The organism is Pseudolysinimonas kribbensis (genome assembly GCF_039531715.1).
Lineage (GTDB): Bacteria > Actinomycetota > Actinomycetes > Actinomycetales > Microbacteriaceae > Pseudolysinimonas > Pseudolysinimonas kribbensis.
The window spans coordinates 511,419-524,624 of record NZ_BAAAQO010000002.1 but is presented as its reverse complement, the minus strand read 5'-3'; the positions used below and the strand labels follow the sequence as shown (position 1 = coordinate 524,624).

11 protein-coding genes are annotated in these 13,206 nt (G+C 71.5%); 6 read left to right on the top strand and 5 right to left on the bottom strand.

What is annotated here, in order from left to right; translation table 11 throughout:
• Positions 1-42 precede the first annotated feature (42 nt).
• From ABD285_RS03240 to ABD285_RS03230, 3 genes are all read right to left on the bottom strand, one after another.
• A complete protein-coding gene (locus tag ABD285_RS03240) occupies positions 43-1,674 on the bottom strand; it encodes an MGH1-like glycoside hydrolase domain-containing protein (protein WP_284253858.1) in 1,632 nt (543 codons plus the stop codon).
• 69 nt (positions 1,675-1,743) lie between these two features.
• Positions 1,744-3,075 carry an ABC transporter substrate-binding protein gene (locus ABD285_RS03235; protein WP_344200246.1) on the bottom strand — a complete coding sequence of 444 codons (1,332 nt, stop codon included), beginning with the start codon at positions 3,073-3,075 and terminating at the stop codon, positions 1,744-1,746.
• A gap of 149 nt (positions 3,076-3,224) precedes the next feature.
• The gene (locus ABD285_RS03230; protein ID WP_344200243.1) at positions 3,225-4,229 is read right to left on the bottom strand and encodes a LacI family DNA-binding transcriptional regulator; all 1,005 of its coding nucleotides are present in this window, start codon (positions 4,227-4,229) and stop codon (positions 3,225-3,227) included.
• Positions 4,230-4,402: 173 nt separating this feature from the next.
• Here ABD285_RS03230 and ABD285_RS03225 point away from each other — a divergent pair, with 173 nt between their 5' ends.
• The 6 genes from ABD285_RS03225 to ABD285_RS03200 are packed head-to-tail and all read left to right on the top strand — an operon-like array spanning position 4,403 to position 10,553.
• Positions 4,403-5,350 (top strand): carbohydrate ABC transporter permease, encoded by a 948-nt coding sequence (locus ABD285_RS03225; RefSeq protein ID WP_284253855.1) that lies wholly within the window; start codon positions 4,403-4,405, stop codon positions 5,348-5,350.
• Between the two features lie 36 nt (positions 5,351-5,386).
• Positions 5,387-6,280 carry a carbohydrate ABC transporter permease gene (locus ABD285_RS03220; RefSeq protein WP_284253854.1) on the top strand — a complete coding sequence of 298 codons (894 nt, stop codon included), beginning with the start codon at positions 5,387-5,389 and terminating at the stop codon, positions 6,278-6,280.
• Positions 6,281-6,288: 8 nt separating this feature from the next.
• Complete coding sequence (locus ABD285_RS03215; RefSeq protein ID WP_344200239.1) at positions 6,289-7,644, top strand: Gfo/Idh/MocA family protein; 1,356 nt, start codon at positions 6,289-6,291, stop codon at positions 7,642-7,644.
• Complete coding sequence (locus tag ABD285_RS03210; protein WP_284253853.1) at positions 7,641-8,552, top strand: NAD-dependent epimerase/dehydratase family protein; 912 nt, start codon at positions 7,641-7,643, stop codon at positions 8,550-8,552. Before ABD285_RS03215 ends, ABD285_RS03210 begins: the two co-directional genes overlap by 4 nt.
• 19 nt (positions 8,553-8,571) lie before the next feature.
• The gene (locus ABD285_RS03205; RefSeq protein WP_425564928.1) at positions 8,572-9,456 is read left to right on the top strand and encodes a 5-dehydro-4-deoxyglucarate dehydratase; all 885 of its coding nucleotides are present in this window, start codon (positions 8,572-8,574) and stop codon (positions 9,454-9,456) included.
• Complete coding sequence (locus ABD285_RS03200) at positions 9,453-10,553, top strand: mandelate racemase/muconate lactonizing enzyme family protein (protein ID WP_344200236.1); 1,101 nt, start codon at positions 9,453-9,455, stop codon at positions 10,551-10,553. The genes ABD285_RS03205 and ABD285_RS03200 overlap by 4 nt, the downstream gene beginning before the upstream one ends.
• A 1-nt stretch (position 10,554) precedes the next feature.
• Here the strand turns inward: ABD285_RS03200 and ABD285_RS03195 are convergent, their stop codons facing one another.
• Both ABD285_RS03195 and ABD285_RS03190 read right to left on the bottom strand, forming a co-directional pair.
• A complete protein-coding gene (locus tag ABD285_RS03195) occupies positions 10,555-11,805 on the bottom strand; it encodes an FAD-binding protein (protein WP_284253851.1) in 1,251 nt (416 codons plus the stop codon).
• A gap of 78 nt (positions 11,806-11,883) precedes the next feature.
• Entirely contained in the window at positions 11,884-13,200 is a 1,317-nt protein-coding gene (locus tag ABD285_RS03190; protein ID WP_284253850.1) for an MFS transporter, read from the bottom strand.
• Positions 13,201-13,206: the final 6 nt, after the last annotated feature.

Below are 13,206 nucleotides of genomic sequence, written 5' to 3'. Positions count from 1 at the left end.
AGTACGTCGCTCCCGCACTGGGATTAATCGGTCATTCGCGAGTTACGAGTGCGGCGGGATGAAGCCGATCGAGGTGCGGGCGCCGTCGGCCAGGGCGAGGCGCTCGTTCGGGGCGAGTGCCAGGTCGAGCGCGCCGCCCGGCCACGTGAACGTGCCCGCGACGGGGCCGCCCGCGACGCCGACGACCGCGACGGGCGCGCCCGCGGCATCCGCCTCGACGTGCCAGCCCCGCGCGAACTCGAGGTGCGGGGAGCCGTCGCGCCGAACGACGACCCGTTCGTCGTCGCCCGCGAGCTCGTATCGGATCCCGCCGATCGTGCGCGCGTAGGCGGTGGCCGTCGCGGCGGCGCCGTGCTCGAGCCGGGTCGGCACGAGACCGCCGAAGTCGATGCCGCCGTCGTGCCGGGTCCGGATGCCCGCGGCGCGCTCCACGGCATCCAGGAACCACAGGATCGCCGGGGAGTACACCGACGTGAATCCCGGGGTGCCGCTCCACGGATCGAGGCACTGCGGAAACCGGTCGGCGATCGTCAGGGCCGCGAGCACCGGCTGCTCGATCACCGCGAGCTCGGCGAGCCGGCCGTGCGGCTCGAACGCGTCGGGGGCGCGGATCATGCTCAGGAAGTTGCTCGGGCCGCCCCAGGAGTTGCGGCTCGCGTCGTGATCGAAGCGCGGATCGTCGAGCGCGAGCGACGTCAGCCCGTAGTGGCCGAGGAAGCGGCGGGTGCTCAGGAGGTGGCGCTCGAGCGCCACGGCGGCGAACGCGTCGTCGCCGACGCCGCACGCGAGCACCCGAAGCAGCACGTCGGAGTCGACGCGCACGAACCCGCCGGAGGCGTCCCGGTCGTAGAACATGCCCGCGTTCTCGTCGAAGCACTGCTCCCACAGGGCTGCGAGCGACACGGCCGCCCGTTCGCGCCAGGGGTCCGCGTCGTCGCCGAGCTCGGCCGCGATGTCGGCGAGTGCGAGCCGTTGTGCGACGACGTTGGCCGTGAGGTCGGGGGCGATGAACGGGAGCCCCGGCGAGGCCGGATCGAAGCGCGCCGCGTCGCCGTGGAAGCAGCGGTCGGGCACGTGCCAGAAGCGGGGCGAGAGGTCGTGGCCGGTGTCGAAGGTGCAGAACGCCTCGACCGCGCCCGTCCGACGGGTGTCGCGGTGCGCGGCGAGCCAGGCGTCGTTCGCGGTGAGCACGCCGAGCATCCGGCGAAGGTGCGCGAGGTCGCGGCGGCCGGTGGCAAGGTGGTGCCGCCACACCGACCGGGCGAACGGCGTGACGATCTGGATCTGCGAGAAGGCCGGACCGTCTGCGGTCACCTTGTAGGGGATCAGCCCGTCGGCTCGGGCATGGTCGGCGAAGAGGAGATGGGTCGACCGCGTGACCGCGGGCGCGAAGCGGTCGAGCACCTCGGCGTTGATCGTGCCCGTGCTCTCGATCCACGCGCCGTGGTAGACCCCGCCCTCGCTGAGCACGGGGTCCTCGCCCGGGGCGAGCGGCCCGACGCAGGCGTCGAGCTCGCGCAGCGCCTGGATCCACCGGTCGCCGAGCGGGCCGCCGATCGAGGCGAACCGGATGCCGGCCTCGGCGATCCCCTCCGCGAGGGCCCCCGAGAGCCCGGCCTCGCGCACGGGGTCGGACCTGCGCAGCCGCGCGAGCGCGTCGTCGATCCCCGTCATGCCGACATCCTTCCCCGAGACGACGGTGGGCGGTCCCCGATCGGAGACCGCCCACCGAAGGTGATGCGACTACTGGGCCGTGGCCAGCGCCGCCGTCAACTGCTGGACGAACGACGTGCCGCCGTCGGCCGCCGAGGTCTTGCCGAACAGCACGTCGGACTCGATGCGCTGCGACAGGTCGTTCATGACGGAGCCGCCGTTGGGCTGCGGCGGCGCCTCGACGCCGACCTTGAGCACCTTCTGCAGGTATCCCGCGGCCTCCGCGTCCGCCGGGGCGAGAAGCGGCTGCACGACCTTGAGCGTGTTCGGGTTGAAGGGCAGACCGCGGTCGGCCAGGATCACCTTCGCCGCCTGGGGCTGGTTGAGCAGCCAGTCGACGAGCAGCGCCGACGCCGCCGGCTGGGCGGTGTGCGCGTTGATCGCCCAGAACTGCGAGGGCAGCACCGAGAGGCCGGAGAGCTTCGTCGAGGTGGGCGGGGTGACGATCTCGACCTTCGCGCCTCCCGTGCCCGCCGAGTACGCGGCGATCTGGTTGCTGTAGGAGAACGCCATGGCCGCCTTGCCGGTGCCGAACAGGGTCTGGTCGGGGGTCAGGTTGTGGTTCTCGACGACGACCGACGGGTCGGGCATGCCGCCCCCCTTGACGAGCTTCTGCTCGATCTCGAGCCAGCTCTGGATCTGCTTCGGGGTCGCGGCGACCTTGCCCTTGAAGTCGTAGACGCCGGTCTTGTTCAGCTGCGCGATGTAGGTGCCCAGGATGTCCTGGATCCGCAGGTCGACACCGGCGACCCCGGTGTGGCTCTTGCCGATCTCGTCCGCCGCCTTGATGAAGTCGTCCCAGGTCCAGTTCGCCTTGGGCAGGTCGACGCCGGCCTTCTTGAACAGGTCCTCGTTGACCAGCACGCCGATCGCGTTGCCGCCGGTCGGCAGCCCGTAGAGCTTGCCCTTGACCGTCGCGCTGACCGTGGCGGTCGCCGCGTAGTCCTGGATGTCGACGTACTTGCTCACCGTGCCGAGGTCGAGCAGCTGCCCGGAGCCGCCGTACTGCTGCGGCAGCGCGCCGCCGAGAGCGAAGACGTCGGGCGCGGTGGTGCCGCCCGCGGCGAAGTCGGTGGTCAGGCGGTTGAACAGGTCGTTCGGAGCCCCGACGCTCTCGGCCTTCACCGTGATGTTCGGGTACTTCTTCTCGAACAGGTCGATCGCCTTGGACATGAGCGCTGCGCGCCCGTCGTTGCCCCACCACGAGATGTGGAGGGTGATCTTCTGCTTCGGGTTGAAGGTCGGCCCGGCGTCGCTCGGCGCGGCGGCCGGCGAGCCGGCGCAGCCCGCGAGGATGAGTGCTGCCGCGACGGTCGCGCCGAGAGCGGCTACGCGGGCAAGGGGGCGTGCTGTACGCGTCATTGCGCCTCTTTCGTTGTTCTCAGTTCGACGGCCCGCCGTGTCGGCGGAACCGGGCGGTTTCGGGATCGCAAAGCTGAGAAACCGCTTTCACGGGGAAGCTAGCACCGCGGCCGAACGGTGTCAACGAGCGCCGGCGGGCCCGGCCCGGCTCAGGCCCGCGGCGCCGCGGTCGACTTGCGCAGCTCGAGACGGGGCTGGAACAGAACGTTGTGCTCGGGCGTCTCGTGGCGCACGAGGGAACGCATCCGGCTCCATGCCTGGACACCGAGCTCCTCGTGCGGCACCGACGCGGTGGTCAGCGGCGGGGAGATATACCGCGCGAACGGGATGTCGTCGAACCCCGTCACGGAGAGATCCTCGGGCACCCGGACGCCGCGTTCCACGAGCCCGCCGATCAGCCCGACGGCCACGAGGTCGTTGAAGGCGAGCGCGGCGGTCGCGCCGGTGGCGATGACGTCGCCCGCCGCGAGCAGGCCGTCCTCCGATCCGGCTCCCACGGGCAACCGGTCCAGGCGAACATCCGGCGTCGAGCGCTCGAAGTCCTCGAGGCCGAGCAGTCGCGCCCGGTTCGAGACACTGCCCTCCGGCCCCTCGAGGAAGACGAGGTGGCGGTGACCGAGGTCGTAGAGGTGGCGGGCGAGGCTCTCGACCCCCGACCGGTAGTCGATCGACAGCGTCGGGGCGCTCACGCGCGACGTCTGACGGTTGATGACGACGACCGGACGCAGCGCATCCGCCGCGACGACGAGATCGTCCTCGGACATGCGCGGCGCGCACAGCACGATCGCATCGCACCGCCGGCGGGCCTCGGCGGCCAGGAGCGGCTCCTCCGTCGGCGACTCGCCGGAGTCGACGACGAGCACCCGGTAGCCGTCTTTCGCCGCCGTCTTGCTGAGGCTCGAGAGCACGGCCTGGAACGCGGGGTTCGACAGGTCGGGCACGAGGAAGGCGATCGCCTTGGTCTCGCCGAGGGCGAGGCTGCGCGCGAGATGGTTCGGGGAGTAATCCAGCTCGGCCGCCGCCTGCCGAACCCGCTCGGCGACCTGCGGCTCTCCGACGAAGCGCCCGTTCATCACGCGCGAGACCGTGGCGGGCGACACCCCGGCGCGCTGCGCCACCTCGGCGATGGTCGCTGCGCCCGATCGGCTCGCCACGGTGGTCCGCCCTTCCCGCACGGCCACTGGCGACCGCCCCGCGATAGGTGTCACCATAACGAATCGCCGGGGCCGAGCCGTTTGACCTCGCGGGCATCCCGCCGCATAATCGAGAAACCGCTTTCACGGGCCCCGGCGCGACCGCCGGGCGGACGACGGACGAGGAGGTCATCGTGAGCAGTCTCGGAGAGCTGCGCTCGCTCACCGTGTCACGCCGGCGCAGCGGGGCCCGGAGCCCGAAGCCACGAGCCCGCGACAACATCACCGGCTACCTGTTCCTGGCGCCGTGGCTCATCGGCCTGGTGGTGTTCACGATCGGCCCGATGGTGGCGTCGCTCGTCCTCTCGTTCACCCACTACGACCTGCTCACCCCGCCGCGCTGGGCCGGATTCGGCAACATCGTGCGGATGGCGCAGGACGAGCGCCTGTGGCACTCCTTCGGGATCACGGTGCTCTACGTCGTCGTGTCCGTCCCGCTGCAGCTGATCCTCGCTCTCGCTCTCGCCCTGGTGCTCGATCGGGGGATGCGCGGCCTGTCGTTCTACCGATCGGTCTTCTACCTGCCGAGCCTCATGGGCGGCTCGGTCGCGATCGCGATCCTCTGGCGGCAGGTGTTCGGCAAGGACGGGCTCGTCAACGGCTTCCTGGCCGTGTTCGGGATCGACGGCCCCGGGTGGATCTCGCACCCCGACTTCGCCCTGTGGACCCTCGTGCTCCTGCACGTCTGGACCTTCGGCTCGCCCATGGTGATCTTCCTGGCCGGCCTTCGCCAGATCCCGGAGATGTACCACGAGGCCGCCGCCGTCGACGGAGCGGGCAAGGTGCGGCGCTTCTTCTCGATCACCTTCCCGCTGCTGACGCCGATCATCTTCTTCAACCTCGTGCTGCAGATGATCTTCGCGTTCCAGTCGTTCACCCAGGCCTACATCGTGTCGGGGGGCACGGGCGGACCGAGCGACTCGACGCTCTTCTACACGCTGTACCTGTACCAGAACGCCTTCACGGCGCCCATCGACATGGGCTACGCGTCGACGATGGCCTGGTTCCTGCTCCTCGTGATCGCCGGATTCACCGGCATCAACTTCTGGCTGTCGCGGTACTGGGTCTTCTATGACGACTGACCGACCCCGACCGAGCACGCTTCGAAAGGCCCGACCATGACCGCTCTCGACGCCGAGACGCCGATCGTCCTCGCGCCGCGACGACGACGACGTCGCGGTCGGCGGCCGATCTGGCAGTCGATCCTCCGGCACGCCGCCCTGCTCGCGCTCTGCGTGATCATGCTCTACCCGCTCATCTGGCTCGTCGTGTCGTCGCTCAAGCCGAACGCGGACATCTTCCGCGACCTGAGCATCTTCCCGAGCCACCTGACGCTCGAGAACTACATGAAGGGGTGGACGGCCCAGGAGTTCCCGTTCGGGCAGTTCCTGCTCAACTCGGCCGTCGTCGCGGTGGGCGCCATCATCGGCAACCTGGTCTCGTGCTCGCTGGCCGCCTACGCGTTCGCCCGCCTGCGCTTCCGTGGCCGGTCGCTGTTCTTCGCCATCATGCTCGGCACGATCATGCTGCCGTTCCAAGTGGTGCTCGTGCCCCAGTTCGTGATCTTCAAGGACCTCGGCTGGCTCAACACCTTCCTGCCCCTCATCGTGCCCAAGTTCCTGGCGACCGACGCGTTCTTCGTCTTCCTCATGGTGCAGTTCATCCGCGCCCTGCCCGACGAGATCTTCGAGGCGGCCCGCATCGACGGTGCCGGCCACCTGCGCATCTACGCCGGGATCACCCTCCCGCTCATGACGCCGGCTCTTGCCACCACCGCGATCTTCACCTTCATCTGGACCTGGGCGGACTTCTTCGGGCCCCTCATCTACCTGCGCTCGCCGAACGAGTTCACCGCGTCGATCGCGCTCAAGGGGTTCGTCGATGCGCAGTCCAGCTCGGACTACGGGTCGATGTTCGCGATGTCGGTGGTCTCTCTCGTGCCCCTGTTCATCGCGTTCCTGATCGGACAGCGCTACCTGGTGCGCGGGATCGCCACCACCGGAATCAAGTGAGGAAAGTCGTGACACGCCGCCGATACGCACTCGTCGGCTCGGGCTCGCGTTCGCAGATGTATCTCGACGCGATCGCGGGCGACCATGCCGACGTCGCCGAGCTCGTGGCCTGGGCGGACCGCAATCCGGGCCGCCTCGACTACAGCGCCTCCCTGCCCGGCCGGGAGACGCTCGGGCGCCCGGCGCGATTCGACCCGGCGGATCTGGGGGCCGCCATCCGGGAGCACCGGGTGGATCGCGTCATCGTGACGACGCCGGACCTCACCCACGCCGACTACGTCGTCGCGGCCCTCGACGCGGGCGCGGACGTGGTCGTCGAGAAGCCGCTCACGACGACCGAAGAGGGGGTGCGCCGGATCGCCGAGGCCGCCGATCGTTCGGGGCGCGATGTCACGATCACCTTCAACTACCGCTACGCCCCGCGCAACACGGCGCTGCGCGAGGTGGTCGCCTCCGGGCGCATCGGCGAGGTCACGTCGGTGCACTTCGAATGGGTGCTCGACACCGCGCACGGCGCGGACTACTTCCGGCGCTGGCACCGCGACAAGCGCAACTCCGGCGGCCTGCTCATCCACAAGGCGTCCCACCACTTCGATCTCGTGAACTGGTGGATCGCGGACGTCCCGTCCCGGGTGTTCGCCAGTGGCGGCCTGCGCTTCTACGGAGCCGACAACGCGGCAAGGCGGGGCCTGGGACCGCGTGCCGAGCGCGGGTCGATCGACTCGCCGCTGCGCGACGCGTTCAGCCTCGACCTGCGCGCCGACCCCGAGCTGCGCGGTCTCTACTACGACCAGGAGCGCTACGACGGCTACCTGCGCGACCGCGACGTGTTCGACCCGGGCATCACCATCGAAGACAACCTGTCGCTCGTCGTGGACTACGCCGGCGGGCCGAGCATGTCGTACTCGCTCAACGCCCACTCGCCGTGGGAGGGCTACTCGATCGCCATCAACGGCACCGCGGGTCGTGCCGAGCTCGCGGTCGTCGAGCGCGGGGCGGTGCTGATCGGCGAGGACGGGCGGGTCACGGTCGACCCGAGCGCGCATCCTGAGGGCGTGCGGGCCGACCGTACCCGCGGTGTCAGCGAGCGTCTCGTGGTGCAGGAGCACTTCGCGCCGGCCGAGGAGGTGCCGATCCCGATGGGCGCCGGAGGTCACGGAGGCGGCGACCGGATCCTGCTCCGCGACGTCTTCCGCGGTCCGGACGAGGATGCCCTCGGCCGGGTCGCCGGCTGGCCGGACGGGGTGCGCGCGGTCGCCGTCGGACTGGCGGGCAACAGGTCGCTCGAGACGGGTCAGGCGGTGCGCGTGTCGGAGATCGAACTCGGGGCCGGCGCCCGCGCGCTCGGAATGGCGATCGCGTGAGCCGGTACCTCGTGACCGGTGGCTCCGGCCGGCTCGGTCGCAGCGTCGTGGACGTGCTCGCCGAGGCGGGGCACGATGTGGTCTCGGTCGACCGGTCCCCGGTGGCCGGGCTGCGCGCGGAGCAGCGGCAGGTCGACCTGCTCGTCCCCGGCGCCGCGCTCGACGCGGTCGCCGACATCCGTCCCGACGGGATCGTCCACCTGGCCGCGATCGCGGTGCCGTTCAGCCTGCCCGACCCGCAGATCTTCGCCGTCAACACGACCCTCGCCTGGGTCATGCGCGAGGCGGCGCTCGAGATCGGCGTGCCGTCCCTGCTGCTCGCGAGCAGCCCGACCGTGATCGGGTACGGAAGCCCGACGGGATGGGTGCCGAGCGTGCTGCCGATCGATGAACGGCATCCGGTCGCGCCCTGGAACGGCTACGCGCTGTCGAAGGCCGCCATCGAGTCGCTGGTCGCGATGACGGTGCGCCAGCACGGCGACCGGCTGCGGATCGCCGCATTCCGCCCGTGCTACGTGATCGCGCCGGAGGAGTGGGCGGGGACGCCCACCCAGCAGGGGCACACGATCGCCGAGCGGCTCGCCGATCCGGAGCTGGCGGCGGTGTCGCTGTTCAACTATCTCGACGCGCGCGACGGCGGGGACTTCGTGCTGTCCTGGCTGCGCCAGGCGGCGTCGGTGCCGAACGGCGGCGTGTTCTTCGTCGGCGCTCCGGATTCGCTCGTCCGTGAGCCCGTCGGGCAGGCGCTGGCGCGCCTGGTGCCGGAGGTCGCCGATCAGGCACGCCACCTCGGAGACGCCGATGCGGTGTTCAGCAGCCGGCTGGCCGAAGAGGTGCTCGGCTGGCGTGCGACGCGCCTCTGGCGGGACCAGCTCGCCGAGCGGGAGACGGAGGCCGGCGTTGCGTGAGCTGAGTTTCGGTGAAGGGGTGCTGTTCTTCCCCGTCACCCCCTTCGACGAGGCGGACCGGGTCGTGCCCTCGCTCGCCGAGGACCTGGTGCGGGAGGGGGTGGACCACGGCGCCGCCGGCGTGTTCGCCGGATGCGGCACCGGCGAGTTCCATGCCCTCGGACTCACGGAGTACGCGGCCGTCGTCCGGGCGGCGCGCGCGGGGATCGCCGGCCGGGCACCTCTCATCGCGGGGGTCGGCGGCCCCCTCGGTCACGCGCTCGACGTCGCACGCACGGCCGAGGAGCTCGGAGCCGACGGTCTTCTCGTCATGCCCCCGTATCTCGTGCAGGGGCCGCAGGCCGGCCTCATCGCCTATGTGGCCGCGATCGCGCGCGCGACGGCGTTGCCCCTCATCGTCTATCACCGCGGCGCCGCGCAGTTCACGCCGGTCTCGCTGCGCGCCCTGCTCGAGCTGCCGACCGTGGTCGGTCTCAAGGACGGCGTCGGCGACGTCGCGCTCATGCAGCGGATGGTGCTCGAGGCGCGTGCCGCGGGTCGGGAGCTGCTGTTCTTCAACGGCCTCCTGACGGCCGAGATGAGCCAGTCCGCATACGCGGCGATCGGCGTTCCCCGTTACTCCTCGGCGGTGTTCGCGATGGCGCCCGACATCGCGACGGCCTACTTCCGGGCGGATCGCGCGGGCGACACCGCCGCGCGCGACCGGCTGCTCGACGGCTTCTACTCGCCCCTGGTCGCGCTGCGCGACGAGACGCCGGGCTTCGCCGTCTCGCTCATCAAGGCGGGGCTTCGCCTGCAGGGCCGACCGGTGGGATCCGTGCGGCCCCCCCTCGTCGATCCGGCACCGCCGCAGCTCGATCGGCTCGGCGCGCTCCTGCGTCGGGGGCGGGAGCTCGCGGCGTGATCCGGAGTCCCGCGGATCCGCTCGCGGGGGGCGAGCCCGGCCCCCTCCTGCGGGAGGTGCGCACCCGCGTGGTCCGCATCCCGCTGACCCGTCCGTGGGGCGACGACGTGCGCGAGGTCGGTGTCGTCGTGGTCGACGTGCGGGACGAGCACGGCGCGGTCGGTCACGGCTTCTCGTGGACGCCCACGATCGGGCTGCGCGCCGTGCAGGCGCTGCTGGAGGACGACGTCGCGCCCTTCGCCGTCGGCCGGCCGATCGATGCGGCGCTCTGGCGCTCGTGCTGGGAGCGCGTGCACGAGGCGGGCGGCGCAGGAGTCACCACGATCGCCCTCGCAGGACTCGATCTCGCCGTCTGGGATCTGCGCGCGCGACGGGCGGGCGTCGGGCTTCCCGAGCTGCTCGGCCGCCGGCACGACAGGCTGCCCGCCTACGGGAGCGGGGTGAATCTGCACTACCCGCTCGAGGACCTCGTCGCGCAGGCGCGGCGCTGGGTCGGCCAGGGGTTCCGGGCGGTGAAGATCAAGATCGGCAAGCCGGACCTCGCGGAGGACGTGGACCGCATCGCCGCCGTGCGCGAGGTGCTGGGACCGGATCGCGCCCTCATGGTGGACGCGAATCAGCGATGGGATCTCGCCCGGGCGACCGACGCGGCCGCGGCGATCGAGCGCTTCGGCATCCGGTGGCTCGAGGAGCCCCTGCGAGCCGACGACACGAGCGGCTACGCGGAGCTCGCGCGGCGCACCTCGATCCCGATCGCCCAGGGCGAGAACCTGCACACGCTGTACCGGTTCCGCGACGTGCTCGACGCCGGCGCCGCCGCGATCGTGCAGCCGAACGTCGTGCGCGTGGGCGGCATCACGCCGTTCCTCGAGATCGCCGAGCTCGCCCGGGAGCGCGGGGTCGAGCTCGCGCCGCACCTGCTGCCGGAGCTCTCGGCGCAGCTCGCGTTCGCCCTGCCAGGCACGGCGTGGGTCGAGGACGTCGAGGAGGCGCGATTCGCCGACCTGGGAGCCCTCACCGCGCCGACGGGCGTCCTTGTCGAGGACGGCTGGGTCTCGGGCGGTCCGTCGCTCGGCCTCGGCCTCCGCTTCGCCTGACTCAGCGCAGCCCGAGCCGCCGCAGCGCGGGGCCGGCGAACACGCCGTCGGGATCCAGGCGCTCGAACACCCGCCGGGCGTCCGCTGCGCGCGGCACCACGCGTGCGATCGCGGCGGCGTCGAAGTGGTGCACCTTGCCCCAGTGCGGGCGGGCGCCGAACGGCGCGATGGCCTCCTCGACCACGTCGACCGCGCGCGCGACGCCCTCCGCGTCGTCGGCCCAGGTGAAGTGCAGGGCGACGCTGTCGCGCTGGTACGCCTCGCTCAGCCAGAGCTCGTCGGCGGCGATGGTGCGGATCTCGCTCACCTGCAGCACCGGTGCGATGCGGCCCGCGACCGCCTGCACCGCCTCGATCGCCGCCGGGGCGTCGCCGCGGCCGACGAACCATTCGCTCTGGATCTCGGCGCCCGCGCTCGGTGTCGAATCGACGCGGAAATGCGGCAGGCCCTCATACCAGGGTCCGAGCCGGCCCTGCAGCGTGACGTTGGGGTCCGGGAGGTCGAAGATCGGAACCTGCTCGGCGCGGCGATGGGCGCCGAGCCAGGCGTCGGGCACGCCATCCACATCGAGGCGGCGCTTGACCCACGCCATCGGCACGGTCTCGCCGGCCCAGTCGCGGGTGAACAGGCTCACGCTGTAGCCGGCCCCGGTCACGGAATCGAGGTCGGACAGGACGGTGCTCCACGGCAGGCCCGCGTACACGTCCTGCCGCACGAGGTAGCCGGGCTGGAGGTCGAGGGTGAGCCGCACGACGATGCCGTAGGCGCCCAGGCCCACCGGCAGGGCCTCGAAGTCCGGATCGCCGCGGCGGGCCGTGACGAGCTCGCCGCGGTGATCGACGTACTCGATCGCGCGGATGGCGGTCGACAGGTTGCCGTTGCGGTCGCCGGAGCCGTGGGTGCCGGTCGCGGTCGCGCCGCCGATCGAGATGTGCGGCAGCGATCCCAGGTTGTGCAGCGCCCAGCCGGCCTCGCCCACCGCGGCCGCGACCTCGGCGTACCGGATGCCGGCGCCGGCCGTGACGGTGCCCGCGTCGGCGTCGATCCGGATGTCGGGGTCGATCCCCGTGACCGTGACGAGGGTGCCCTCCGTGTCGGCGAGATCGTTGAACGAGTGCCGGGTGCCGAGCGCGCGCATCGGCCCGCCGGCGGCGACGACCCGCTGCACCTCCTCGATCGATCGGGCCTCGACGAGGCGCGGCGCGGCGAAACGATGGGTGCCCGACCAGGTCGAGCCGGCGATGGAGCTCACGAGTCCACGCTAGGGGTTCCTCCAACGGGGCGACGACGCACAGCGGGTCGGCGACGAGCGCGCAAAGGCGCGGGGTGCTCAGCCCTTCTGGGCCTCGGCCTCCTCGATCGCGATCGACTCGGTCGCGACCTCCACGTCGATGCCGCGCCGCAGCACGAGCGGCCAGCGACGGCCGGCATCCCACCCGAGCCGCACGTTGCGCCGCCGGATCCACCACGCGGCGGCGATCGCGGCGGGGATGAGCCCGCCGAACGCGCCGGCGACGAGGCTCCAGCGCGGGCCGAACGCGTTCGCGATGGCGCCGATGAGCGGCGCGCCGATCGGCGTGCCGCCCATGACGATCGCCATGTAGAGCGACATGACGCGACCGCGCAGCGCCGGGTCCGTCGTCGTCTGCACATAGGCGTTCGCGTTGTTCATCATGGTGATCGCGGAGACCCCCACGAGCGGCAGGACGAGGGCGAACGACCAGTACGTGGGCATGCACGCGGCGGCGATGAGGGCGAAGCCGAAGCCGGCGCCCCCGAGGGTGATCGAGCGCAGCCGCGGGCGTTCGCGCCGGGCTGCGAAGAGCGACCCGATCACCGACCCGACGGCGAAGGCCGAGGAGAGCAGGCCGAACGTCTCGGCCCCCTGGTGGAACGCGACGCTCGCCATCGTCGACGAGTAGATCGCGAAATTCATGCCGATCGTGCCCATCAGGAACACCATCGTGAACACCAGCAGCAGGTCGCTTCGCCGTCGCACGTAGCCCAGCCCCTCGCGGACCTGGCCTCGGGCGCGCGCGACGCGTCGATGCGGGAGCAGCTCGCTGCGACGGAACAGGAAGAGCGCGCCGACCGTCGCCGCGAACGTGATCGCGTTGATCAGGAACACCCAGCCGGCGCCCACCGCCGCGGTGAGCAGGCCCGCCGCCGCGGGGCCGATGAGCCGCGCGCTGTTGAACGACATCGAGTTGAGGCCGACCGCGTTGGAGAGCAGCCTCGGCGGCACGAGACTCGAGACGAAGGTCTGCCGCACCGGTGCGTCGAACGCGGATGCGCATCCCAGTAGGAGGGCGAAGGCGTAGACCATCCACAGCTGCACCGTGCCGGTGACGGTGAGGATGCCGAGCGCGAGCCCCAGCGCCCCCATCGTCCCCTGCGTGGCCATCATCAGCCTCCGCCGGTCGAGGCGGTCGGCCGCGAGGCCGGTGATGGGGGTCAGCAGCAGCTGCGGGGCGAACTGCAGGGCCATCGTGAAGCCCACGGCCGTCGCGTCGTTCTTGGTCAGCATCGTCAGGACGATCCAGTCCTGGGCCGTGCGCTGCATCCAGGTGCCGATGTTGGAGACGGTCGCGCCGGCGAACCAGACGCGGTAGTTGAAGACGCCCAGGGAGCGGAATGCCGAACTCATCGCCGT

Excerpts from the sequence above, each read along its gene's own strand:
- ABD285_RS03240 (WP_284253858.1), bottom strand. The coding sequence starts at position 1,674 with ATGACGGGGATCGACGACGCGCTCGCGCGGCTGCGCAGGTCCGACCCC.
- ABD285_RS03235 (WP_344200246.1), bottom strand. The coding sequence starts at position 3,075 with ATGACGCGTACAGCACGCCCCCTTGCCCGCGTAGCCGCTCTCGGCGCG.
- ABD285_RS03220 (WP_284253854.1), top strand. The coding sequence starts at position 5,387 with ATGACCGCTCTCGACGCCGAGACGCCGATCGTCCTCGCGCCGCGACGA.
- ABD285_RS03190 (WP_284253850.1), bottom strand. The coding sequence starts at position 13,200 with ATGAGTTCGGCATTCCGCTCCCTGGGCGTCTTCAACTACCGCGTCTGG.